This is a genomic window from Roseivivax sp., assembly GCF_054552075.1.
The window spans coordinates 184,244-205,579 of the sequence record NZ_JBTOLZ010000003.1; the positions used below are offsets into that span (position 1 = coordinate 184,244).

Annotated in this window: 17 protein-coding genes; 8 read left to right on the forward strand and 9 right to left on the reverse strand. The window is 69.3% G+C overall.

Annotation, left to right across the window (positions count from 1 at the left end; translation table 11 throughout):
* Window positions 1-116 precede the first annotated feature (116 nt).
* Window positions 117-2,249: a methylmalonyl-CoA mutase gene (scpA, locus tag ACX938_RS03600; protein ID WP_459430012.1), complete on the forward strand. Its 2,133-nt coding sequence runs from the start codon at window positions 117-119 to the stop codon at window positions 2,247-2,249.
* Window positions 2,250-2,740: 491 nt separating this feature from the next.
* Here scpA and ACX938_RS03605 read toward each other — a convergent pair whose 3' ends face one another.
* Together ACX938_RS03605 and hemB are read right to left on the reverse strand one after the other, a co-directional pair.
* Window positions 2,741-3,298, reverse strand: a complete 558-nt coding sequence (locus ACX938_RS03605; protein ID WP_232755393.1) for a lipid-binding SYLF domain-containing protein — start codon at window positions 3,296-3,298, stop codon at window positions 2,741-2,743.
* Window positions 3,299-3,466: 168 nt separating this feature from the next.
* Window positions 3,467-4,465: a porphobilinogen synthase gene (gene hemB / locus ACX938_RS03610; protein ID WP_232755392.1), complete on the reverse strand. Its 999-nt coding sequence runs from the start codon at window positions 4,463-4,465 to the stop codon at window positions 3,467-3,469.
* Window positions 4,466-5,473: 1,008 nt separating this feature from the next.
* On the opposite strand from hemB, the gene ACX938_RS03615 reads away from it, so the two are divergent.
* Together ACX938_RS03615 and mfd are read left to right on the forward strand one after the other, a co-directional pair.
* Complete coding sequence (locus ACX938_RS03615) at window positions 5,474-6,001, forward strand: component of SufBCD complex (protein WP_459430013.1); 528 nt, start codon at window positions 5,474-5,476, stop codon at window positions 5,999-6,001.
* Window positions 6,002-6,032: 31 nt separating this feature from the next.
* Window positions 6,033-9,530: a transcription-repair coupling factor gene (mfd, locus tag ACX938_RS03620; protein WP_459430014.1), complete on the forward strand. Its 3,498-nt coding sequence runs from the start codon at window positions 6,033-6,035 to the stop codon at window positions 9,528-9,530.
* Window positions 9,531-10,013: 483 nt separating this feature from the next.
* Here mfd and ACX938_RS03625 read toward each other — a convergent pair whose 3' ends face one another.
* The 5 genes from ACX938_RS03625 to ACX938_RS03645 form a co-directional block, all read right to left on the reverse strand.
* Window positions 10,014-11,060 (reverse strand): methyltetrahydrofolate cobalamin methyltransferase, encoded by a 1,047-nt coding sequence (locus ACX938_RS03625; protein WP_459430015.1) that lies wholly within the window; start codon window positions 11,058-11,060, stop codon window positions 10,014-10,016.
* Window positions 11,057-11,728 (reverse strand): HAD family hydrolase, encoded by a 672-nt coding sequence (locus tag ACX938_RS03630; protein ID WP_459430016.1) that lies wholly within the window; start codon window positions 11,726-11,728, stop codon window positions 11,057-11,059. Before ACX938_RS03630 ends, ACX938_RS03625 begins: the two co-directional genes overlap by 4 nt.
* 22 nt (window positions 11,729-11,750) lie before the next feature.
* The gene (locus tag ACX938_RS03635) at window positions 11,751-12,683 is read right to left on the reverse strand and encodes a methylenetetrahydrofolate reductase (RefSeq protein WP_459430017.1); all 933 of its coding nucleotides are present in this window, start codon (window positions 12,681-12,683) and stop codon (window positions 11,751-11,753) included.
* Between the two features lie 31 nt (window positions 12,684-12,714).
* Window positions 12,715-13,011 carry a virulence factor gene (locus ACX938_RS03640; protein WP_459430018.1) on the reverse strand — a complete coding sequence of 99 codons (297 nt, stop codon included), beginning with the start codon at window positions 13,009-13,011 and terminating at the stop codon, window positions 12,715-12,717.
* Window positions 13,012-13,882: 871 nt separating this feature from the next.
* A complete protein-coding gene (locus ACX938_RS03645) occupies window positions 13,883-14,803 on the reverse strand; it encodes a hypothetical protein (protein WP_459430019.1) in 921 nt (306 codons plus the stop codon).
* A 182-nt stretch (window positions 14,804-14,985) separates the two neighbouring features.
* Between ACX938_RS03645 and ACX938_RS03650 the strand changes: the two genes are divergently transcribed.
* Together ACX938_RS03650 and ACX938_RS03655 are read left to right on the forward strand one after the other, a co-directional pair.
* Window positions 14,986-16,098 (forward strand): Ppx/GppA phosphatase family protein, encoded by a 1,113-nt coding sequence (locus ACX938_RS03650; protein WP_232755384.1) that lies wholly within the window; start codon window positions 14,986-14,988, stop codon window positions 16,096-16,098.
* Window positions 16,099-16,183: 85 nt separating this feature from the next.
* Complete coding sequence (locus ACX938_RS03655; RefSeq protein WP_459430020.1) at window positions 16,184-16,936, forward strand: RlmE family RNA methyltransferase; 753 nt, start codon at window positions 16,184-16,186, stop codon at window positions 16,934-16,936.
* Window positions 16,937-17,090: 154 nt separating this feature from the next.
* On the opposite strand, the gene betI is transcribed toward ACX938_RS03655, so the two are convergent.
* Window positions 17,091-17,660 carry a choline-binding transcriptional repressor BetI gene (gene betI / locus ACX938_RS03660; RefSeq protein WP_232755382.1) on the reverse strand — a complete coding sequence of 190 codons (570 nt, stop codon included), beginning with the start codon at window positions 17,658-17,660 and terminating at the stop codon, window positions 17,091-17,093.
* A 107-nt stretch (window positions 17,661-17,767) separates the two neighbouring features.
* On the opposite strand from betI, the gene choW reads away from it, so the two are divergent.
* The 3 genes from choW (at window position 17,768) to ACX938_RS03675 (ending at window position 20,572) form a co-directional block, all read left to right on the forward strand.
* Window positions 17,768-18,607: a choline ABC transporter permease subunit gene (gene choW / locus ACX938_RS03665; protein ID WP_232755381.1), complete on the forward strand. Its 840-nt coding sequence runs from the start codon at window positions 17,768-17,770 to the stop codon at window positions 18,605-18,607.
* Window positions 18,604-19,635: a choline ABC transporter ATP-binding protein gene (choV, locus tag ACX938_RS03670; RefSeq protein ID WP_459430021.1), complete on the forward strand. Its 1,032-nt coding sequence runs from the start codon at window positions 18,604-18,606 to the stop codon at window positions 19,633-19,635. The genes choW and choV overlap by 4 nt, the downstream gene beginning before the upstream one ends.
* A 61-nt stretch (window positions 19,636-19,696) precedes the next feature.
* Window positions 19,697-20,572, forward strand: coding sequence for a glycosyltransferase family protein (locus ACX938_RS03675; protein WP_459430022.1), 876 nt, complete (start codon window positions 19,697-19,699; stop codon window positions 20,570-20,572).
* A gap of 168 nt (window positions 20,573-20,740) precedes the next feature.
* Here the strand turns inward: ACX938_RS03675 and ACX938_RS03680 are convergent, their stop codons facing one another.
* Window positions 20,741-21,274, reverse strand: a complete 534-nt coding sequence (locus ACX938_RS03680) for a hypothetical protein (protein WP_459430023.1) — start codon at window positions 21,272-21,274, stop codon at window positions 20,741-20,743.
* Between the last annotated feature and the right edge of the window lie 62 nt (window positions 21,275-21,336).

Sequence of the window (21,336 nt, forward strand, 5' to 3'; positions counted from 1 at the left end):
CCGGTTTCTAATCCCGTAACTCCCCCCGTTCACGAAAAAATTGACGCAGGCCGCCGTCCGGGCCCGAAGGCCCCGCCGCGCCGCCCCGCACCGGCCCGACCAGAGAGGATGACGACATGAGTGCCAGGATCGACGATTGGCGCGCCCTCGCGCAGAAGGAATTGAAGGACCGCCCGCTCGAGGCGATCGACTGGGAGACGCTGGAGGGGCTGACGATCAAGCCGCTCTACACCGCCGAGGACACCGCGGATCTGCCGCACCTGGGCTCGCTGCCGGGGCTCGAGCCCTTCACCCGGGGCGTGCGCGCGACCATGTACACCGGCCGGCCCTGGACGATCCGGCAATACGCGGGCTTCTCCACGGCGGAGGAATCGAACCGCTTCTACCGCCGCGCGCTCGACGCCGGCCAGCAGGGGGTCTCGGTGGCCTTCGACCTGGCCACCCACCGCGGCTACGACAGCGACCACCCGCGCGTCGTCGGCGATGTCGGCAAGGCGGGCGTGGCGATCGACTCGGTCGAGGACATGAAGGTCCTCTTCGACGGCATCCCACTCGACCAGGTCTCGGTCTCGATGACCATGAACGGCGCGGTGATCCCGGTCCTGGCAAGCTTCATCGTCGCGGGCGAGGAACAGGGCCACGACCGTTCGGCGCTCTCGGGGACGATCCAGAACGACATCCTCAAGGAGTTCATGGTCCGCAACACCTATATCTATCCGCCCGAGCCCTCGATGCGGATCATCGCGGATATCATCGAATACACCTCGAACGAGATGCCGCGCTTCAACTCGATCTCGATCTCCGGCTACCACATGCAGGAGGCCGGGGCGAACCTGGTGCAGGAGCTCGCCTACACGCTGGCCGACGGCAAGGAATACGTCGAGGCGGCGGTGGCGCGCGGCATGGACATCGACCGCTTCGCGGGCCGGCTGTCCTTCTTCTTCGCCATCGGCAAGAACTTCTTCATGGAGGTGGCCAAGCTGCGCGCCGCGCGGATGCTCTGGCACCGGATCATGACCGACCTCGGCGCCAAGAACCCGCGCTCGAAGATGCTGCGCACCCATTGCCAGACCTCGGGGGTGAGCCTCGCCGAACAGGACCCCTACAACAACGTCATCCGCACCGCCTACGAGGCGATGTCGGCGGTCCTCGGCGGCACCCAGAGCCTGCACACCAACGCGCTCGACGAGGCCATCGCCCTGCCCACCGACTTCTCCGCGCGGATCGCTCGGAACACCCAGCTGATCCTGCAGGAAGAGACTGGAGTGACCAAGGTCGTCGACCCGCTGGCGGGCTCCTATTACGTCGAGCGGCTGACCCATGACCTGGCCGAGAAGGCCTGGGCCCTGATCGAGGAGGTCGAGGAGATGGGCGGCATGACCCGCGCGGTGGAAAGCGGCATGCCGAAGCTGCGCATCGAGGAGGCCGCCGCCCGCCGCCAGGCGATGATCGACCGCGGCGAGGACGTGATCGTCGGGGTCAACAAGTACCGCCTGCCCAAGGAGGACGACCTCGACATCCTCGACATCGACAACGCCAAGGTCCGCGAGGGCCAGGTCGCGGCGCTGGAGCGCATCCGCGCGGACCGCGACCAGCAAGCCTGCGACGCCGCGCTCGAGGAGCTGTCGCGCCGCGCCGAGGCCGGCGGCAACCTGCTCGAGGGTGCCGTCGAGGCGGCCCGGGCCCGCGCCACTGTAGGAGAGATTTCGATGGCCATGGAAAAGGTCTTCGGCCGCCACAGGGCCGAGGTGAAGACGCTGGCGGGGGTCTATGGCGCCGCCTACGAGGGCGACGAGGGCTTCGCCGCGATCCAGAAATCGGTCGAGGCCTTCGCCGAGGCCGAGGGCCGCCGCCCGCGCATGCTGGTTGTGAAGATGGGCCAGGACGGCCACGACCGGGGCGCCAAGGTGATCGCCACCGCCTTCGCCGACATCGGCTTCGACGTGGACGTGGGCCCGCTCTTCCAGACCCCCGAGGAGGCCGCCCAGGACGCGATCGACAACGACGTGCATGTGATCGGCATCTCGAGCCAGGCCGCGGGCCACAAGACGCTGGCCCCGCAGCTCATCGAAGCGCTCAAGGCCGAGGGCGCCGAGGACATCCTGGTGATCTGCGGCGGGGTGATCCCGCAGCAGGACTACGAGTTCCTGAAAGCCCAGGGCGTGAAAGCGATCTTCGGCCCCGGCACCAATATCCCCGAAGCCGCCCAGGACATCCTGCGCCTGATCCGCGAAGCCCGGGGGCTCTGAAACCCAGGCGGGCGGGCCCTGTCACAGGGGCCCGCCCGCAACCGCGCCAAGGGCAGCGCCGCCCGCGCAGGGCTCCAAGCTTGCCTGCGCGGGCCTGCCGCGCAAGGCGCTCAATGACTGTCCCAAGCCCGCCCTGCGCTTCCCGCACGCGCGCCCGCCCGGACAGCACCCGGCGCAATCACCAGTCCCGCCTCGAAGCCCGGCCAAAAGCACCACCGCGCCCCGGCCGACCCTCAGCCGCAGCACCAAACCCAGGCCCGGCGCACCCTCCTCCTCCTCCCAAGGATCCCGCACTCAATCCCCCACAGCCCGACCCAAGGGACAACGGCACCCCGCCCCCTGCTTCAGCTTGGCAAAAATACCTCGGGAGTGAATTGGCGGCAGAGCCGCCAAGAGAGGGCAGCGCCCTCTAAACCCGCCCGGAGCGCGCGAAAGCGCGCCGAGGGCCAGACCAGCCGCGGGCGCCAGACAGGCGCCCGCGTCCGCTCATCTCACGGAATGATCCGCGTATATTTCGAGCCTTCGAGCGTCGCGCCGATGCGGAAGCCCGCCTGGCCGAAGATCACCGCGATGACCGGGGCGGTGGAGGTCAGCGTCTCCGCCGCCAGGGTCTCGCCGCCCTCGGGGATGGCGTATTCCACGTTGGCGCCCGCCGACCAGCCGGGCGACCGGCGGAAGCCCATGAGCGCCTCCTGGGTCATGAAGAACAGCACATGGGCGTATTGCTGGGCGCCGATCTGGATGCCGCCCGAGGCGCGCGCCACGGAGTAGTAGTCCACCGTGCCGCCGCCGACGCGCAACGCGCCGCGGCCGTAGGCGCCGCCGAAGCCCAGCCCGGCCTCGGTGACCAGCGGCATGACCAGGATGCCGGCGGCCTTGTCGCGCAGCTGCGTGGTGCCGGGGTATTGCGCGTAGAGCATGTTCAGCGTCGTATCGACCCGCGCGTCGATGCGCGCGGCCCCGTTCGATCCGACCCCGTTGTTGCAGGCCGCCAGTAGCCCCGTCGCGCCGAGCGCGAGGGTGAAACCGCGGCGGGAAATCTTCGTCATCGTCCTGCTCGCCTCTCGATGGGCCGCGCCTCTGGGCGGCCTTGTGTCTCTCTTGCCGCGCGGGGCCGAAGGGCGCCGCGCCCGCCCGGTCTTGCGCCGGATCGCGGCAAAGTTACGCCTATGGCGAGGTATTGTCACCCGATATTGGGCACTTTCGGCATGAAACCGCTAGCCGTTGAGGGCGCGGGCCGCCTCCGGGGCAAAATAGGTCAGGATCCCGTCGCAGCCCGCCCGGCGGAAGGCCAGGAGGCTCTCGAGCATGACCCGCGGCCCGTCGAGCCAGCCGCGCTCGGCCGCACCCGCGAGCATCGCGTATTCGCCCGAGACCTGGTAGGCGAAGGTCGGCGCGCCATAGGCTTCCTTCACCCGGTGGCAGATGTCGAGATAGGCCATCCCGGGTTTCACCATGACCATGTCGGCGCCTTCCTCGAGGTCGCGGGCGACCAGCCGCAGCGCCTCCTCGGTGTTGCCGGGGTTCATCTGGTAGGTGGTCTTGTCGCCCTTGAGCGCGCCCGAGGCGCCGACCGCGTCGCGGAAGGGCCCGTAGAAGGCCGAGGCGTATTTCGCGGCATAACTCAACAGGCAGACCTTCTGGTGGCCCTCGGCCTCGAGCGCCGCGCGGATCGCGCCGATCCGCCCGTCCATCATGTCCGAGGGTCCGATGATGTCGGCCCCGGCCTCGGCCTGGGAGAGCGCCTGTCTGACCAGCGCCTCGACGGTGCGGTCGTTGACGATTTCGCCGTTCTCGACAAAGCCGTCGTGGCCTTCGGAGTTGTAGGGATCGAGCGCCACATCGGTCATCACCGCGACCTCGGGCACCGCCTCCTTGATCGCGCGGGTCGCCCGGTTCGAGAGGTTCTCGGGGTTCCAGGCCTCCTCGCAGCCCGGCGTCTTCAGCGCGGGATCGGTGTAGGGAAAAAGGCAGATCGCCGGGATGCCCAGCGTCCGGGCCTCGCGCGCCGCCGCCACCGCGCGGTCGACCGAGAGCCTCTGCACCCCGGGCATCGAGGCCACCGGTTCGGCCAGGTCCTCGCCGTCGCGCAGGAAGATCGGCCAGATGAAATCCGAGGGCGCGAGGCTGGTTTCCTGCACCAGCGCGCGCAACGCCGGGCTCTGCCGGGTGCGCCGGAAGCGCGTGGCGGGGTAGGGGGCTTGGACGGGCGTCATGGGACGGGCACCTCGTGTGGCTCGGGTTGCGCCATTGGGTGCACAAGGGCGGGCGGGAAGTCCAGTGCTTGGGGGTGGGGTCGGAGCTGGAGCGTTGGCGCTGTGCTCTGCAACAAAACCGTATTCGCAGGCGTCGCCATGGCTCGGTTCTGCCGGGGCCTGTGCATCTGCGACGATCCGCACGGTCTGAGAATGACATTGGCATGTCAGCTCAAGGAGTCGGGCCCGCAGCCCACTACGCTGTCTGTCCACCAGCCCGGCATCACACTCCGCCGAAACGCCAACAGCTCGAGCTCCGCACCCCTCGCCACCCCTCGCACCAGAGGGCGCGCGCCGGACCGGGGGCCGGCGCTGCCGACCTCCGAGCGAGGCGCTTTATCCCAACAAGGTCAGGACAAACTACAAGCTAAGCACGCCACCCCAAGGAGCGCCGGCCCAAGGGGCCGGTCCGGCGCGCGCCCGGCACATTCGGTGCTATTCGGGCGCAGGTCGCGCGGGGAAATCGGCGTGGCGCGAGAGGCCGGGGCGGGATGGGCATCAAGCCTCGGATGGAAGGCGGTGCGGCGGCATGGGCGCGAAAGTTGGACAGGGCAGGGCGCCGCACGTCCCGCTCGAATGCCCTTAGGCCGGAGCGCGCGCAGCCAGTCGCTGAGGGCAGGGGCATGGCCCCAAGTCGCACGGGCGCTGCCGACCCTCACACCTTCCCACCGCTCAAAGCCAAGGGCCATCCCGCCGATCAGTCACAAACATCCATCGCCACAGTCATCCCACTGACCCTGGGCCATCCCAACTCGCATCCACCACCATGCCACCGCTCTTGAGCGATACCCATCACCACCATCCCACGCCCCCCCTATGGCATCCCTGCCGCCCCGACCTCTCACCACCCTCCCATCCCGCCAAAATCCGTTGTCATCACGCCGCGCAGCGGGAATAAGGGACAGGCGCGGGTCGAGCCCCGTGCCAGCGCACCCAGAGGCGCGACGACCCACAGGCGACGGAGCAGGCTTGGACTGGCACCTCACCATCCTCGAAGTGATCGACATGCGGTCCTTCTCGAACCTCTGGTTCTGGATCGCGCTTGCGGTGATGTGGTCGACCGCCAGCCACTGGGTCCTCGGCGTGCCCTTCGACATGGTCGGCCGTGCCGCCCGCCGCGGCGGCCAGGCACAAACCGACCTCGAGGACATGGTCCGGGTCAACGTCAACCGGCTCCTGCTGATCGGCCACGAGGCCGGGCTCTGGATCACCGCCATCGGCACCTTCCTGCTCGCGGGCCTCGGGGTCTCGGGCTTCTGGTTCGACGTGGAGTTCGCCCAGGCGCTCTTCCTTCTCGGCCTGCCGATGTCGCTCGTCGGCCTCCTCAGCCTCCGCACCGCCCATATCCTGGCTGCCCAGGGGCTCTCCGGGGCACCGCTCCGGCGGCGTCTCGCGCGGCACCGGATCGCGGTCCAGGCGATCGGCATGGTCTCGATCTTCGTCACCGCGCTCTGGGGCATGTATCAGAACATGGTGGTCGGGCCCTTCCCCGGTTGACGCGGGCCGCATCGCGCGCCATGTGCCCGCCATGGCAGGCGACAGAGACATCCTGACCGGCGGCGCGCCCGAGGGCTTCGACGCGACCCTGGTCCTGCGCGAGATCACCCGGGCCGAAGGGCCGGTCATCTTCGTGGCGCGCGACGACAAGCGGCTTCAGCGCATGGCCGACGCCCTGGCCTTCTTCGCGCCCGAGATGCCGGTGATCTCCTTCCCGGCCTGGGACTGCCTGCCATACGACCGGGTATCGCCCAACGCCGATATCTCCGCCGCCCGCATGGCGACGCTGGCGACCCTGGTGCATGGCGCGCCCGAGCGCTTCGTGCTTCTGACCACGCTCAACGCCGCGACCCAGCGGCTGCCCGCCCGCGAGGTCCTGCGCGAGGCCGCCTTCACCGCCGAGGTCGGCCAGCGCATCGACGAGGAGGCCCTGCGCGCCTTCCTGGTGCGCATGGGTTTCTCCCAGGCACCCACGGTCATGGAGCCCGGCGACTACGCGATCCGCGGCGGCATCATCGACGTCTTCCCCCCGGGCGAGGGCGGGCCGGTCCGGCTCGATCTCTTCGGCGACGTGCTCGACGGCGCGCGGCGCTTCGACCCGGCGAGCCAGCGCACCACCGAGAAGCTCTCGGTCGTGGAGTTTGCCCCGGTCTCCGAGGTGATCCTCGACGAGGCCGCGGTGACCCGCTTCCGGCAGAACTACCGTATCGAGTTCGGCGCCGCGGGCACCGACGATCCGCTCTACGAGGCGGTCAGCGCCGGGCGCAAGCACCAGGGTATCGAACACTGGCTGCCCTTCTTCCACGAGCGCCTCGAGACGCTCTTCGACTTCCTGCCCGGCGCGCCGGTCCTTCTCGACGACCAGAGCGCCCCGGCCCGGATCGCCCGCTGGGACCAGATCGCCGACCAATACGAGACCCAGCGCCTGGCCATGCAGGAGAAATCCCGCATCGACAGCGTCTACAAGCCGGCCCCGCCCGAGCTGCTCTACCTCGACGAGGCCGGCTGGGACGCCACCGTCGCGGGCCGCCGACGGGTGCAGTTCTCGCCCCTGCCGCAGGCCTCCGGGCCCCATACCGCCGATGCCGGCGGGCGGCTCGGGCGCAACTTCGCCCCCGAGCGCCAGCAGGAAAGCGTCAGCCTCTTCGGCAGCCTCGCCCATCACGTCACCGCCAAGCTCGAGGCGGGCCCGGTGGTCATCGCCTCCTATTCCGAGGGCGCCCGCGAGCGCCTCACGGGCCTGATCGAGGACGAGGGCTTGGCCGAGGCGATCCCGATCGGCGACGGCACGCGGATCGGCAAGCGCGGGTTGCACCTCGCGGTCTGGGCGCTGGAGCATGGCTTCGAGGGCCCCTGGGGCCCCGAGGGCAAAGGCCATATCACCGTCATCTCCGAACAGGACGTGCTCGGCGACCGGCTGATCCGCGCCCCCAAGAAGAAGCGCCGCGCCGAGAACTTCCTGACCGAGGCGCAGTCGCTCACGCCGGGCGACCTGGTGGTGCATGTCGATCATGGCATCGGCCGCTTCCAGGGCATGGAGGTGATCACCGTCGCGGGCGCCGCGCATGAATGCCTGACGCTGGAATACGCCGAGGGCGCGCGGCTCTACCTGCCGGTGGAGAACATCGAGCTCCTGTCGCGCTACGGCCACGAGGAGGGGCTCCTCGACAAGCTCGGCGGCGGCGCCTGGCAGGCCAAGAAGGCGCGGCTCAAGGAACGCATCAAGGAGATGGCGGACCGGCTGATCCGCATCGCCGCCGAACGCGCGCTGCGCACGGCACCGGTGCTCGATCCGCCGACGGGCGCCTGGGACGCCTTCCTCGCGCGCTTCCCCTACCACGAGACCGACGACCAGCTGCGCGCCATCGAGGATGTGCTGACCGACATGACCAGCGGCCACCCGATGGACCGGCTGATCTGCGGCGACGTGGGCTTCGGCAAGACCGAGGTGGCGCTGCGCGCGGCCTTCATCGCGGCGATGTCCGGCGTCCAGGTGGCGGTTATCGCACCCACGACGCTGCTTGCCCGCCAGCACTACCAGAGCTTCGCCGAACGCTTCCGCGGCTTCCCGCTCGAGGTCCGCGCCCTGTCGCGCTTCGTCTCCACCAAGGAGGCGCAGAAGACCCGCGAGGGGCTGACCAGGGGCACCGTCGACATCGTCATCGGCACCCATGCGCTCCTGTCGAAAAACGTGAAGTTCCAGAACCTCGGCCTGTTGATCGTCGACGAGGAACAGCACTTCGGGGTCTCCCACAAGGAACGCCTGAAGGCGCTGCGCACCGATGTGCACGTGCTGACCCTGACCGCCACGCCGATCCCGCGCACGCTGCAGCTCTCGCTCTCGGGCGTGCGGGACCTGTCGATCATCGGCACGCCGCCGGTCGACCGGCTCTCGATCCGCACCTATGTCTCGGAGTTCGACGCGGTCACCATCCGCGAGGCACTCCTGCGCGAGCACTACCGCGGCGGGCAAAGCTTCTACGTCTGCCCGCGCATCAAGGACCTGCCCGAGATCGAGGAATTCCTGCGCGTGCAGCTGCCCGAACTGTCCTTCGTGGTGGCCCATGGCCAGATGCCCGCGGGCGAGCTCGACGACAAGATGAACGCCTTCTACGACGGCAAATACGACGTGCTGCTGGCCACGACCATCGTGGAATCCGGCCTCGACATCCCCACCGCCAACACCATGGTGGTGCATCGCGCCGACATGTTCGGCCTCTCGCAGCTCTACCAGATCCGCGGCCGGGTCGGCCGCTCCAAGGCGCGCGCCTATGCCTATCTGACCACCAAGCCGCGCGCCCGGCTGACCGCCACCGCCGAGAAGCGCCTGCGCGTCCTCTCCTCGCTCGACACCCTGGGCGCGGGCTTTTCGCTCGCCAGCCAGGACCTCGACATCCGCGGCGCCGGCAACCTCCTCGGCGAGGAGCAGTCCGGCCAGATGCGCGACGTGGGCTACGAGCTCTACCAGTCGATGCTCGAGGAGGCGATCGCCAAGATCCGCTCCGGCGAGGTCGAGGGCATCAGCGACATGGACGAGCAGTGGTCGCCGCAGATCAACCTCGGCGTCTCGGTGATGATCCCCGAGGCCTATGTGCCCGATCTCGACGTGCGGCTGGGTCTCTACCGGAGGCTCTCCTCGCTGACCACCAAGGTCGAGCTCGAGGGCTTCGCCGCCGAGCTGATCGATCGCTTCGGCAAGCTGCCGAAAGAGGTCAACACGCTCCTGCTGATCGTGCGCATCAAGGCGATGTGCAAGAAGGCCGGCATCGCCAAGCTCGACGGCGGCCCCAAGGGCGCGACGGTGCAGTTCCACAACGACAAGTTCGCCGACCCCGAGGGCTTGGTGGCCTATCTCAAGGCGCAGAAGGGCCTGGCCAAGGTCAAGGACAACAAGATTGTGGTGCGCCGCGACTGGAAGAGCGACAAGGACAAGATCCAGGGCGCCTTCGCCATCGCCCGCGACCTGGCCGAAAAAGCCGTTGCCGCGAAGAAGGCCCGGAAAGAGAAGAAGCGCAGCGCCGCGGAATAAGCCGCGCGCCAGTGGCCGGCGCTGCGGCCACTACTGCGGTCTATCCCCGCCGCTACCGCCGCACGTCCGTCCGGTGCGCGACGCCCCCACGCGCGCCAACAGCGCACCACCCTCGGCCTGTTTAACCTGCGTAGTGTTAAAGTGCGGCACCCAGTCCCGCCCCATCCGCACCACCAAGCCCCGGCCCCGACGCACCGCCCTTCTCCTCCCAAGGCTCCCGCAGCCAATCCCCCACAGCCCAGCCCAAGGCCCCCTCGCACCACCCCCCTGCTTCAACTTGGCAAAAATACCTCGGGAGTGAATTGGCGGCGAAGCCGCCAAGAGAGGGCAGCGCCCTCTACCCCGTCCGAAGCGCGCAAAGCGCGCCGAGGGCCAGACATGCCGCGGGCGTCCGAAGGCGCCCGCACCGTCTCATCAAATGTCCAGCAGGCAAAACCCGCGCCAAGCCCGCAATAAGCCCGCGCCAGGCGCGCCCCGCGCGGCTCAGGCGCGGCGGCGCCGGCGGCGGCCGCCGCCCGCTTCGCCGCCCGCGCCCGCGGGGCGGTTGAACTGGATCCAGGCCGCGCCCGAGGCGTCGTTGTCGGTCAGGAAGTTGGCCGCGCGGATCGCCTCCATCTCCTTGCCCGGCCGGGCCTTGGTCGAGCCAAGCCCGAAGAGCTGGCAGAAGGTCTCGTCGTCCATGCCCTCGGGCAGGGTGACGCCGGCGGCCTCGACCTCGGCGCGCTTCTCGGCGATCTTCGAGGCGGGCACCGGCAGGGCCACGGGGTTCATGATCGCCGAGGTCATGCCCGAGGCGATGGCCATGGGCAGGAAGGCGTTGTTGATGCCGTGGCGGTTCGGCAGCCCGAAGGAGATGTTCGAGGCCCCGCAGGTGGTGTTCACGCCGAGCTCGCTGCGCAGCTTGCGCACCAGCTCGAAGACCTGCAGCCCGGCGGTCGCCATGGCGCCGACCGGCATGACCAGCGGGTCGACCACGATGTCATGCGCCGGGATGCCGTAGTCCGCCGCGCGTTCGACGATCTTCTTGGCCACCGCGAAGCGCACCTCGGGGTCCTCGGAGATGCCGGTGTCGTCGTTGGAGATCGCCACCACCGGCACGTTGTATTTCTTCACCAGCGGCAGGATCTCCTCGAGGCGCTCCTCCTCGCCGGTGACCGAATTGACCAGCGGGCGGCCATGGGCCACCGAGAGCCCGGTCTCGAGGGCGCCCGGCACCGAGCTGTCGATGCAGAGCGGCACGTCCACCAGCCCCTGCACCAGCTCGATCATCTTGCGCATCAGCGGCGGCTCGGTCTCGTTGGGGTTTGGGTTGGAGTTGTAGACCACCCCGGCGTTCACATCGAGCACCGTGGCCCCGGCGGCGACCTGGGCGAGCGCGTCCTTCTCCACGGTCGAGAAATCGCCGGCCTCGAGCTCGGCGGCCAGCTTCTTGCGGCCGGTGGGGTTGATCCTCTCGCCGATCACGCAGAACGGCTCGTCGAACCCGATGATCGCGGTCTTGGTCTGCGACTCCAGGATGGTCCGGGTCATGTGGCAAAAGCTCCTTTGGGATGGGTGAGGCGCGCGAGCGCGGGCTCGAGCGCGGGATCGGTGAAATCCGCCAGCGTCAGATGCGCGCCGGCCTGGCGCAGCGCGGCGTCGGTGAGGCTCGAGCGGATGCCCAGGGTCAGCGCCCCCGAGGCGCGGGCCGCGCGGGTGCCCGAGGGGCTGTCCTCGAAGGCCATGGCGTGGTTCGGGGTGACGCCGAGGCGGCGCATGGCCTCCTGGTAGGGCAGGGGGTCGGGTTTGCCGCGGGCGCATTCCTCGCCGATCACCAGCGTGTCGACGGCATCTGAAAGGCCCGTCGCCTCCAGCATGGCCTCGGCGTTGAGCCGGTTGGCATTGGTCACCACGCCCAGGCCCCAGCCTTCGTCCCGGGCCCGGGCGATCAGCGCCTTGGCGCCGGGCATGGCGGGATAGGGCTTCGGCAGGCGGCGGCGGAACTCGGCCTCCTTGGCGTCGCTTAGGGCCTGCGGGTCGGGCTCGTCGGGCAGGAACTCCGCGAAGAAGTCGACGTTCAGCCGTCCGTGCACGTGGCGCATGTAGAAGGCCTCGTCGACCGCGAGCCCGCGCGATCCCATCATGTCGCGGAACACCGCCATATGGATCGGATCGGTCTCCAGGAGGGTGCCGTCGAGGTCGAAGAGAAGGGCGGGCATCGGGTCTCCGGTCAGGGGCGCGTCACGACCCGCCGCGGGCGCGGGCCCGGGCCGTGGTCTCGAGGTCGCGCAGCCAGTCGGCGCTCGGGCCGATCCCGCCGAGCGGGAAGAGATGCGCCGCCTCGATGAGGCTTTCGGGATGGGCCGCCTTGTGCGCTGCCAGCGCGCGGGCGACCTCGTCGGGCGTATAGGGCAGCACCAGCTTGGTCACATCCATGGCGCGCTTCTGCAAGACCCGGAGCGAGGGGCCGACGCCGCAGGCCACCGCGAAGCGGATCAGCGTCTGCAGCTTCGCGGGCCCGGCGAGGCCGACATGCACCGGCAGGCGGATGCGCTCGGCGGCGAGCCGCTCGGTCCAGTCGATGATCGGCTGGGCCTCGAAGGCGAACTGGGTGACCAGCGCCATCTGCGCGTCGCTGCGCTCGGAGAAGTCCTGTTTCCAGCGCGCGGCGTCCATAACCAGGCGCTCGCCGCCATCAGGGTCGATGTCGCGGTTGCCCTCGGGGTGGCCGGCGACATGCAGCCGGGTGAAGCCCGCCGCGTCGAAGAGCCCGGTCTCCAGAAGTTGCATGGAGCTGTCGAAGGCGCCTTTCGGCGTGGCGACGCCGCCGGCGAGGATCAGCCCCTGGGTGACGCCCGCCTCGCCCTGGTAGCGGGCGATCCAGTCTTGAAGCGTGGCGCGGTCGGGGATGATCCGGGCGGGGAAATGCGGCATGACCTCGAAGCCCTCGGCGGCGAGGCGGCGGGCGGTCTCGACCATCTCCTCGATCGGCGTGCCGTCGATATGGGCGATGTAGACGCGGGTGCCGGGCGCCAGGAGCGCGCGGAAGTCCGCGATCTTGGCGGCGGTGCGGGGCATGACCTCGATGGAATGGCCGGCCATGAAGGCGGCGAGCGCGCCGCGCTCGGGGCCGGGGGCCGGGGTCTTGGTCTTGCGGAAGGGAAGAAGCGCCATGAGGACCTCCGTCGCGCGCCGGACCGGGTTTCTAATCCCGGCCATGATTGTCGATCAGCGCCTTCAGACGCGGCTGATCGTATTCCGCCTCGAGTCGCGCGGCCTCTGCCGCGGCGGCCTCGGCGGGGCTGCCATCCACGGGGTAGGGCGTGCCCTTGCGCCATTCGGCGAGATAGGCGTCGGTCTCGGCCGCGCCGGATTTCATCGCCGCGCGGTCGATCGCCTGTTCGAAACGCTCCGCGAGGGGGCGTTTCTCGGCGCGGCGGCCCCGGCCGACGATGACCTGGGCGGGGATATCGCGCCAATAGACGATGGTGACGTCGGGCATGAGCCGTTCCTTCCGTGGTGGTCGAGCCATATCGAGAAAGCGCGCGCCGTCAGGGTCGATTTTCGACCCTCGGCGGTCACTGGGCGACCTCTTGCAGCATAGCGGCGCGGGCGCGGAGTGCCACAGGCGGGGATCGGAAAAAGGCTCACCGTCTTGGTGAGCCGGGCTCATGTTGTGGGGTGGGGTGGTGGTGTTGCGGCGGTTGGTCTTGTGTGGGTCGGCTCACCCCGCGCCTCTTGCGCCCGAACAGCATCGAAGATGCCTGGCGTGCGCCGGACCGGCCCCTTGGGCCGGCGCTCCTGTGGGTGGTGCGCGTAGATCATCGTTAGCCCTGACCTTATTGGGATAAAGCGCCTCGCTCAGAGGTCGGCAGCGCCGGCCCCCGGTCCGGCGCGCGCCCTCTGGTGGGATGGGTGGAGAGGGTGGGGGGCAGCATTGCAACCGTGGTCTTAGGATCGAACGCTTGGTTCATTGCCGCTCGGTTCAGCCCGCGCCTCTTGCGCCCGAATAGCATCGAAGATGCCGGGCGCGCGCCGGACCGGCCCGATGGGCCGGCGCTCCTTCGAGTGGCGCGCATAGCAGGCCCCTAGTTCTGACCTTGCCTGGATTAAGCGCCTCGCTCGGAGGGCAGCAGCGCCGGCCCCCGGTCCGGCGCGCGCCCTCTGGTGGGGCTGGTGGAGAGGGGCGCAGCGTAGCGTTTGCAGCCGTGATTTTTGAATCAATCGCTTGGCTCGATGCGGTTCGGTGGAGCCCGTGCCTCTTGCGCCCGAACAGCATCGAAGGTGCCTGGCGCAAGCCGGAGCGGACCGATGGGCCGGCGCTCCTTGGGGTGGCGGACCACACTCGGCCCCAGCCCTGACCTTTCCACCACTCACCCCGCCGCGGGCTGCGGCGCGGTGACCAGGCGCACGCCGGGCATGGCGGCGACGACCTCGAGGTCGCGGCTGTAGCGCTCGCGCAGCACACCGACCTCCTCGGGGGTGAAGGCGGCGATGGGTGGCGCGCTCCGGTCCTCGGCGTGCGCGCGGATCAGCGCCCGGACCTGGCGGGCCGTCTGGCCGGGATCGGCGGCAAAACCCGCCTGGATCGCGTGGCAGGCGGCATCGCTGGCCGAGACGTTGTAGCGCCGGGCCAGCGGCGTGAGCCCCTCTTGGGACAGCTCGGGCATCAGCGCCCGCAGGAGCCCCGCGTGATCGGGCCGGTCCTCGTAGCGCAGCACCACCAGGCTTTCGGAAGCCAGTGCCGCCTGGATGTCGGCGATAAGCTCGGGCCAGCCGCGCTCTGCGGCCAGGAACCGCGGCGCATAGTCGGAAAACGGCGCGATCTTCCGGAACTCGCAGCGCTTGCGGTAGGCCGAGGGGTAGAAGCTGTCGTAGCTGCGCGTCACGAAGACCACCCGGCGCACCGGGCGCGCGAGCGCCGCCTTCAGAAACCCCATGCGCTCGCGCGCCGCGCGGTAGGGGGCATCGGCGAAGATCGCGTTGAAACTGCCGGGGATGTTCTCCTCGGAGATCAGCGTCCGCGCGCGGCGGTTCACCCGCGCCTCGGAAAGCGCCTCGTCGCGCAGGACCGCCCGCTCCTCCAATTCCCCGCGCCGGAAGTGGCGCGCGTCGGGCAGGCGCAGGCGCAGCGAGCCCGGGCTCAAGCCGTCGCGATTGGCCACCGCGAGATTGATCCCCATGTCGGCGAAGGCGTCCTCGTTCGAGGCCAGGAACTCCTGGAAGGAGCCGGTCCCGGTGCGATGCGCCCCGAGATGCAGGTAGAGCCCCTCGGGGGGCAGGGTAATCTGCATGGGCGCGGGTCCGCTCTTGCTCAAATTCCCGCGATGATCCCCGCCAAATCCCCGCACGGCAAGCGTTTTCGCGCCATGCGCGGGCCCTCGGGCGGGCCGCCCGGCGACCCAGATCCGTGTTGCCGAGCCTTGCCCAAATGCGTATCGTGGGCTCAAGTTGAAATCCGGAAAGGCGCATGAACATGGCGCCAGAGCGTCCCAAAGGTGCGGGCGCTTTCCTGCAACCGGTCGAGAGCCCCGCGCCAGAAGGCCCGGATCCAGGCGAGCTGTATGCCGCGCTGGATTTGGGCACAAACAGTTGCCGTATGCTGATCGCCCAGCCCAAGGGCAGTCAGTTCCATGTGGTCGACAGCTTTTCCCGCTCCGTGCAGCTGGGCTACGGGCTCGAGCGGACGGGCCGGCTGTCGCGCGGCTCCATGGGCCGCACCGTCGCGGCCCTCAGGGTCTGCCAGCAGAAGATCAAGCGGCACAATGTCCAGCGCATGCGGCTGGTGGCGACCGAAGCCTGCCGCCGCGCCGCCAATGCGCGCGACTTCATCCGCCGGGTGAAGCGCGAAAGCGGCCTCTCGCTCGAGATCATCCAGCCCGAGGAAGAGGCCCGGCTGGCGGTGATCTCCTGCGCGCCCCTGGTCTCGACCCGGACCGAGCAGCTCCTGGTCGTGGACATCGGTGGCGGCTCGACCGAGCTGGTCTGGATCGACCTCTCTTCGGTGCCGAAGCGCGACCGGCCGCGGGCGATCATGCGGCTGCACGCGGGCTTCCACGCCCCCGAGAGCCCCTTTCCGGCGGCCAAGGTGGTCGACTGGATCTCGGTGCCTCTGGGCGTCGCGACGCTGCGCGACCAGTTCTCGGACGTCGAGGACGACGCCGCGCGCTACGCGCTCATGTCCTGGTACTTCGAGGAGAACCTCGCCGAGTTCGCGCCCTACAAGGACGAACAGGCGCGCGAGGGTTTCCAGATCGTCGGCACCAGCGGCACGGTGACCACGGTCGCGGCCTCGCACCTCGGGCTCAAGCGCTACGACCGCACCAAGGTCGACGGGCTGCGCATGAGTTCCGACCAGATCGAGGCGGTGATCCAGAACTACCTGGCCATGGGCCCCGAGGGCCGCCGCCGCGATCCGCGCATCGGCCAGGACCGGCACGCGCTGATCATGTCGGGCGCGGCGATCCTGCAGGCGCTCCTGCGCTGCTGGCCGACCGATCGGCTCTCGGTGGCCGACCGGGGCTTGCGCGAGGGGCTGCTCTACGCGCAGATGTCGGCCGACGGCGTGCTCGAGGACGCGCTTTACTGAACCGCGGCGCCGTGCGAAGGCGCGGGCTGCGGGGCGCGCGGCCTAGGCCCCTCGCGCGAGGCTGGCAGACGGGAAGACTTGGACCATGGCGAAGAAGATCGGAGACCGGAAAAGCTCGGGCCGGGGGCAGCGCGAGCTGAAGACCAAGGTCAAGACCGCGCGCGGGCGCAAGCTCTCCTCGACGCGCTGGCTGCAGCGCCAGCTCAACGACCCTTACGTGAAGCGCGCCAAGGCCGAGGGCTACCGCGGCCGCGCCGCCTTCAAGATCCTCGAACTGGACGAGAAATACCGCTTCCTCGTGCCTGGTGCGCGGGTCGTGGACCTGGGCTGTGCCCCCGGCGGCTGGTGCCAGGTCGCGGTGCGCCGGGTCAACGCGCTGAACGAGAAGCCGGGCAAGGCCCAGGGCCGGGTCTTGGGCGTCGACCTGCAGGAGGTCGAGCCGATCCCCGGCGCCGAGATCCACCAGCTCGACTTCCTCGAGGACGACGCCGACGCCAAGGTGAAGGACTGGCTCGGCGGGGCCGCGGATGTGGTCATGTCGGACATGGCGGCCTCCTCCTCGGGGCACAAGCAGACCGACCATTTGCGCATCGTGGCGCTTTGCGAGGCGGCGGCGGAGTTCGCCTTCGACGTGCTGGAAGAGGGCGGCACCTTCGTGGCCAAGGTGCTGGCCGGCGGGGCGGAGACCGAGCTGCAGACGCTGCTGAAGCAGCGCTTCACCAAGGTCGCCAACGTCAAGCCGCCGGCCTCGCGCAGCGATTCCTCGGAGAAATTCGTGGTGGCGACGGGCTATCGCCCGCGCCGCGGCGCGCCCGCCGAAGAGGGCGCGGAGGACTGAGCTCCGCCGCGCGCGGGCTGGTCCGACGCGGGGGCGGGGTGCTGCTGCGTGCGGACCGGCCTGACTCGAGCGCGGAGCGCCTCTTCGCGCGGACCGATCCGACGCGGTGACCGAACCCAACCTTACTGAAAACGCTGGCCCGGAACGCCGCGCCTCAGGCCGCGATCTCGGCCTCGAGCGCGGCCAGCACCTGGGCGATGGCGGGCGCGGGATCGACGGCGTTGCGGTCGAGCGCGAAGCGCAGGTAAAGCCCGTCGACCAGCCCGGCGATGCGCTCGGCGGCGCCATGGGCGCGCTCGGAGCCGACCAGCGGGCGCAGGTCGTGCACCAAGTTGGAATGGAACCGCCGGTGATAAAGCGCCAGCAGCCGCTGCGCCTCGGGCGAGGTCTGCGCCAGCACATAGAAGTTCAGCCAGGCCGCCACCGCGCCATCCTCGAAATGGCTGGGCGCGAAGCTCGCGCGCAGGATCGCCTCGAGCCGGGCGGCGGGGCCCTCGGCCTCGTGCAGCGCCGCGACCACCTGGCCGTGGAAGGCGCGCAGGATCGCCCGCATCGCGGCGAGGAAGAGCTGCTCCTTGTCGCCGAAGTAATGGAAGGCCAGCCCGGGAGAGACCCCGGCGCGGCGGGCGATCTTGCCCACGGTGACATTGAGCGTGCCTTCCGCGCCGATCTCGCGCAGGGTGGCTTCGATCAGGTCGGCGCGGCGTCGAATTTCCTTGGTCATCCGGGTGGATATTCCCTTTGAGCCAGACTCCGGTTGCAATGAAAGCATAAAGCGTGATTAATTGACCCGTCAATCAACAATACGCCAGTAACCAGGAGCGCCCCGCGATGCTCGAGACGCTGACCGATTACAAGATACCCGTAGGGGACACCGCCGAGGCGGTGTTCGACTGGATCCGCAGCAACCTGGGATTCCTGCTCGATGCGCTCTCCTGGCTCATGGAGATGATGATCGACGGGATCCTCTGGACCCTGGAGACCCCGCATCCCTTCGTGGTCATCGCCGCCTTCGTGGCGATCACCTGGGTGCTGCAGCGCAACTGGAAGATCTGCCTCTTCGTGGCGCTGGGTTTCCTCTTCGTGCTGAACCAGGACTACTGGACCGAGACGCTCGAGAGCCTGACGCTGATCCTTTCGGCCTGCGTGGTCTGCATGGGCGTCGGCGTGCCGATCGGCATTGCCGCGGCGCATCGACCGAAGCTTTACACCGCGCTGCGCCCGATCCTCGACCTGATGCAGACGCTGCCGACCTTCGTCTACCTGATCCCGGCGATCGTCTTCTTCGGCATCGGCATGGTGCCGGGGCTGATCGCCACGGTGATCTTCGTGGTGCCCGCGCCGATCCGGCTGACCTACCTGGGCATCTCCTCGACGCCGACCGCGCTCAAGGAGGCGGCGACCGCCTTCGGCGCCACCCCGCGCCAGCTGCTCTGGAAGGTCGAGATGCCCTCGGCCTTTCCGCAGATCATGGCGGGGCTGAACCAGACCATCATGCTGTCGCTCTCGATGGTGGTGATCGCCGCGCTAGTGGGCGCTGACGGGCTGGGCGTGCCGGTGGTGCGCGCGCTGAACCAGGTGAACACCTCGCTCGGCTTTGAATCCGGCTTCGTCATCGTCGTCGTGGCCATCATGCTTGACCGCATCCTCAACATGGGAGACCGCAAATGACCCATGCCGTGAAGATCGACAATGTCTCCATCGTCTTCGGGGACGAACCAGAAACCGCCCTGCCGATGATGGACGCCGGCAAGGACCGCCCCGAGATCCAGCGCGAGACCGGCCAGGTGCTGGGCGTGCACGATTGCTCCATCGACGTGGAAGAGGGCGAGATCCTGGTGCTCATGGGCCTTTCCGGCTCGGGCAAGTCCACGCTCCTGCGCGCGATCAACGGGCTGAACCCGGTGGTGCGCGGCAAGGTCGAGGTCAGCGACGGCGGCGGCATGGTCGATGTGACCCATGCGCCCGCGGCCGAGCTGCGCCGGATGCGGCTCAACCGTGTCGCCATGGTCTTCCAGCAGTTCGGCCTGCTGCCCTGGCGCACGGTGCGCGAGAACGTGGCGCTTGGCCTGGAGCTGGGCGGGCTCAGCAAGGACGAGCGGCTCGAGAAGGCCGACCGGCAGCTTGGGCTCGTCGGGCTCGACGGCTGGGGCGACCGCAAGGTCGGCGACCTTTCGGGCGGCATGCAGCAGCGCGTGGGCCTGGCGCGGGCCTTTGTGACCGACGCGCCGATCCTGCTCATGGACGAGCCCTTCTCGGCGCTGGATCCGTTGATCCGCAACAAGCTGCAGGACGAGCTGCTGGAGCTGCAGCGCGAGCTCAAGCGCACGATCATTTTCGTCTCCCACGACCTCGACGAGGCCTTCAAGATCGGCAACCGCATCGCCATCATGGAAGGCGGCCGGATCGTGCAATGCGGGCGCCCGCAGGAGATCTACTCCAAGCCCGCCAACGACTACGTGGCCGAGTTCGTCGCCCATATGAACCCGCTCGGCGTGCTGACCGCCCGCGACGTCATGGAGCCCGCCGAGGGTGCCTGCGAGGTCCGCGTGCCCGCCGACATGCATGTGGCCGACGTCATGCGCCGCTGCGCCGAGGCCGATGCGCCGGTCGGCGTCGAAGAGGGCGGCGCGCTTCTCGGCCAGGTCAGCGAGACCGGGCTGTTGAAACGGCTCCTCGATCCGCGCGCGGAGGGCTGACGCCGCGCGCCGCCGGGGCTAAGCTCGGGCCTCAGACCCCGCGAAGGAGGCCCGAGCAGAGATGCAGACCCATGCCGCCGCCCTGACCATGGTGCGGGACGACACCTTCTTCCTCGACAAATGGCTGCGCTATTACGGCGGGCTCTTCGGGCGGGAAAACTGCTACGTGGTCAACCACGGGCGCGGCGCGGAGGTCGCCGAGATGGCGGCGGGCTGCAACGTCATCGGCCTGCCGGGCCAGGCCGACCCGATGTTCGAGCGCAAGCGCTGGCGGCTCCTGAACGGCATGGTGGCGGGGCTCCTGGGCTATTACGCCCATGTCGTCGTGGGCGATGTCGACGAGCTGGTCGTGATGGACCCTGCGATGGGGCAGGACCTGCTGGGTTGGCTCGCGACCAAGCGGCGGCCGCGGGTCTACACGCCCATCGGGCTCGACGTGATCCACCGGATCGACCGCGAAGAGGCGCCGGTGGGCGACCATGTCCTCGGCCCGCGCCGGCACGTGAAGCTTCTGCCCTATCACTCCAAACCTTGCGTCCTGGGCCGGCCCGCGCAGCTGTCGCGGGGCGGGCATTACGCCAAGGCCGAAAACCTCAACACGCCCGAGGGGCTCTATCTCTTCCACCTGAAATTCTGCGACTTCGGCCAGTATGTCCGCGCCATGGATCGCCGCAACGCGGTGGTCGAGGAGATCGGCGTGGGCGTGAAGGAGACCTCGATCGGACGGCACTGGTTCGCCGAGGCGCGCGGCGAGGACCGCGTCGTCTTCGAGAGCTTCCGGCTGCTCGAGGAGCGTTCGGGCTTCGAGCTGGACTGGCTGCGCCGCGAGATGCAGGAAAGCTGGGCGCCGCGCGGGGAGACCGGGTTCTGGCAGTTCGACCGGAAGGACTACGGGGTGCAGTATCAGCTGCCGGAACGGTTCTTCGGGGTGATCTGAGAGGCGGGCGCGTCGGGGGTGGGTGGCGGTCTTTTGGATGCCGCGCTTTGCGACACTTATCCGATTAATTTCAATGAGATGAGCGCCACTCTTTCAGTGGCGCTGAAAGCTCATGAGTTGCTGGTTCGGCGTCGATCTCTCCACGTCGACCCGCCCGTCTCTCACCCCTTACTCGATGGTGCGCGAGACGAAGCGCAGCTCCGCCGCGTCGATGTTCAGCCGCTCCTGCGCGCCGCGCGAGGCGTCGCGGGCGATGCGGTCACCCTCGGCGCCGAGAAGCGCGAGGCCCGCGCGGTAGGTCTCGCTCGGCACCTGCAGGACCAGGAGCGCCCCGAGCGCCCCGACGACGAGCCCGCCCGGCGCGCCGCGGCGGGCGGGCTTGGCAAAGAGGCACTGCAGCGCAAACGCCGCCAGCCGCAGGATGCCGTAGATCGCCAGCGCCGTGACCCCGCCCAGAAGCCAGAGCCGGTGGTCTGCGCCGAGGCTGCCCTGCGCCAGGCTCTCGGAGATCGCCGCGCGGTTCTGCACCAGCGCGGTCAGGCAGAGGCTCAGGCTGAAGCCCAGCATGGCCCAAAGGAGCGGCCTCTCGCTCTTCGACCGGGGCCGGGCGCGGGACACGCCGTGGCGCGCGTAATGCGGATCGAGCCGCGTCACGCGGGCCCGGAAATCCGCCTGGTCGAGTTTTCGGAAACGCCTCTGCATCCGGCGATTACCGCCAAAGAATGTGGCGCAAAGAAGGAGCACCGGCGGCGCTCGCGTGGAGG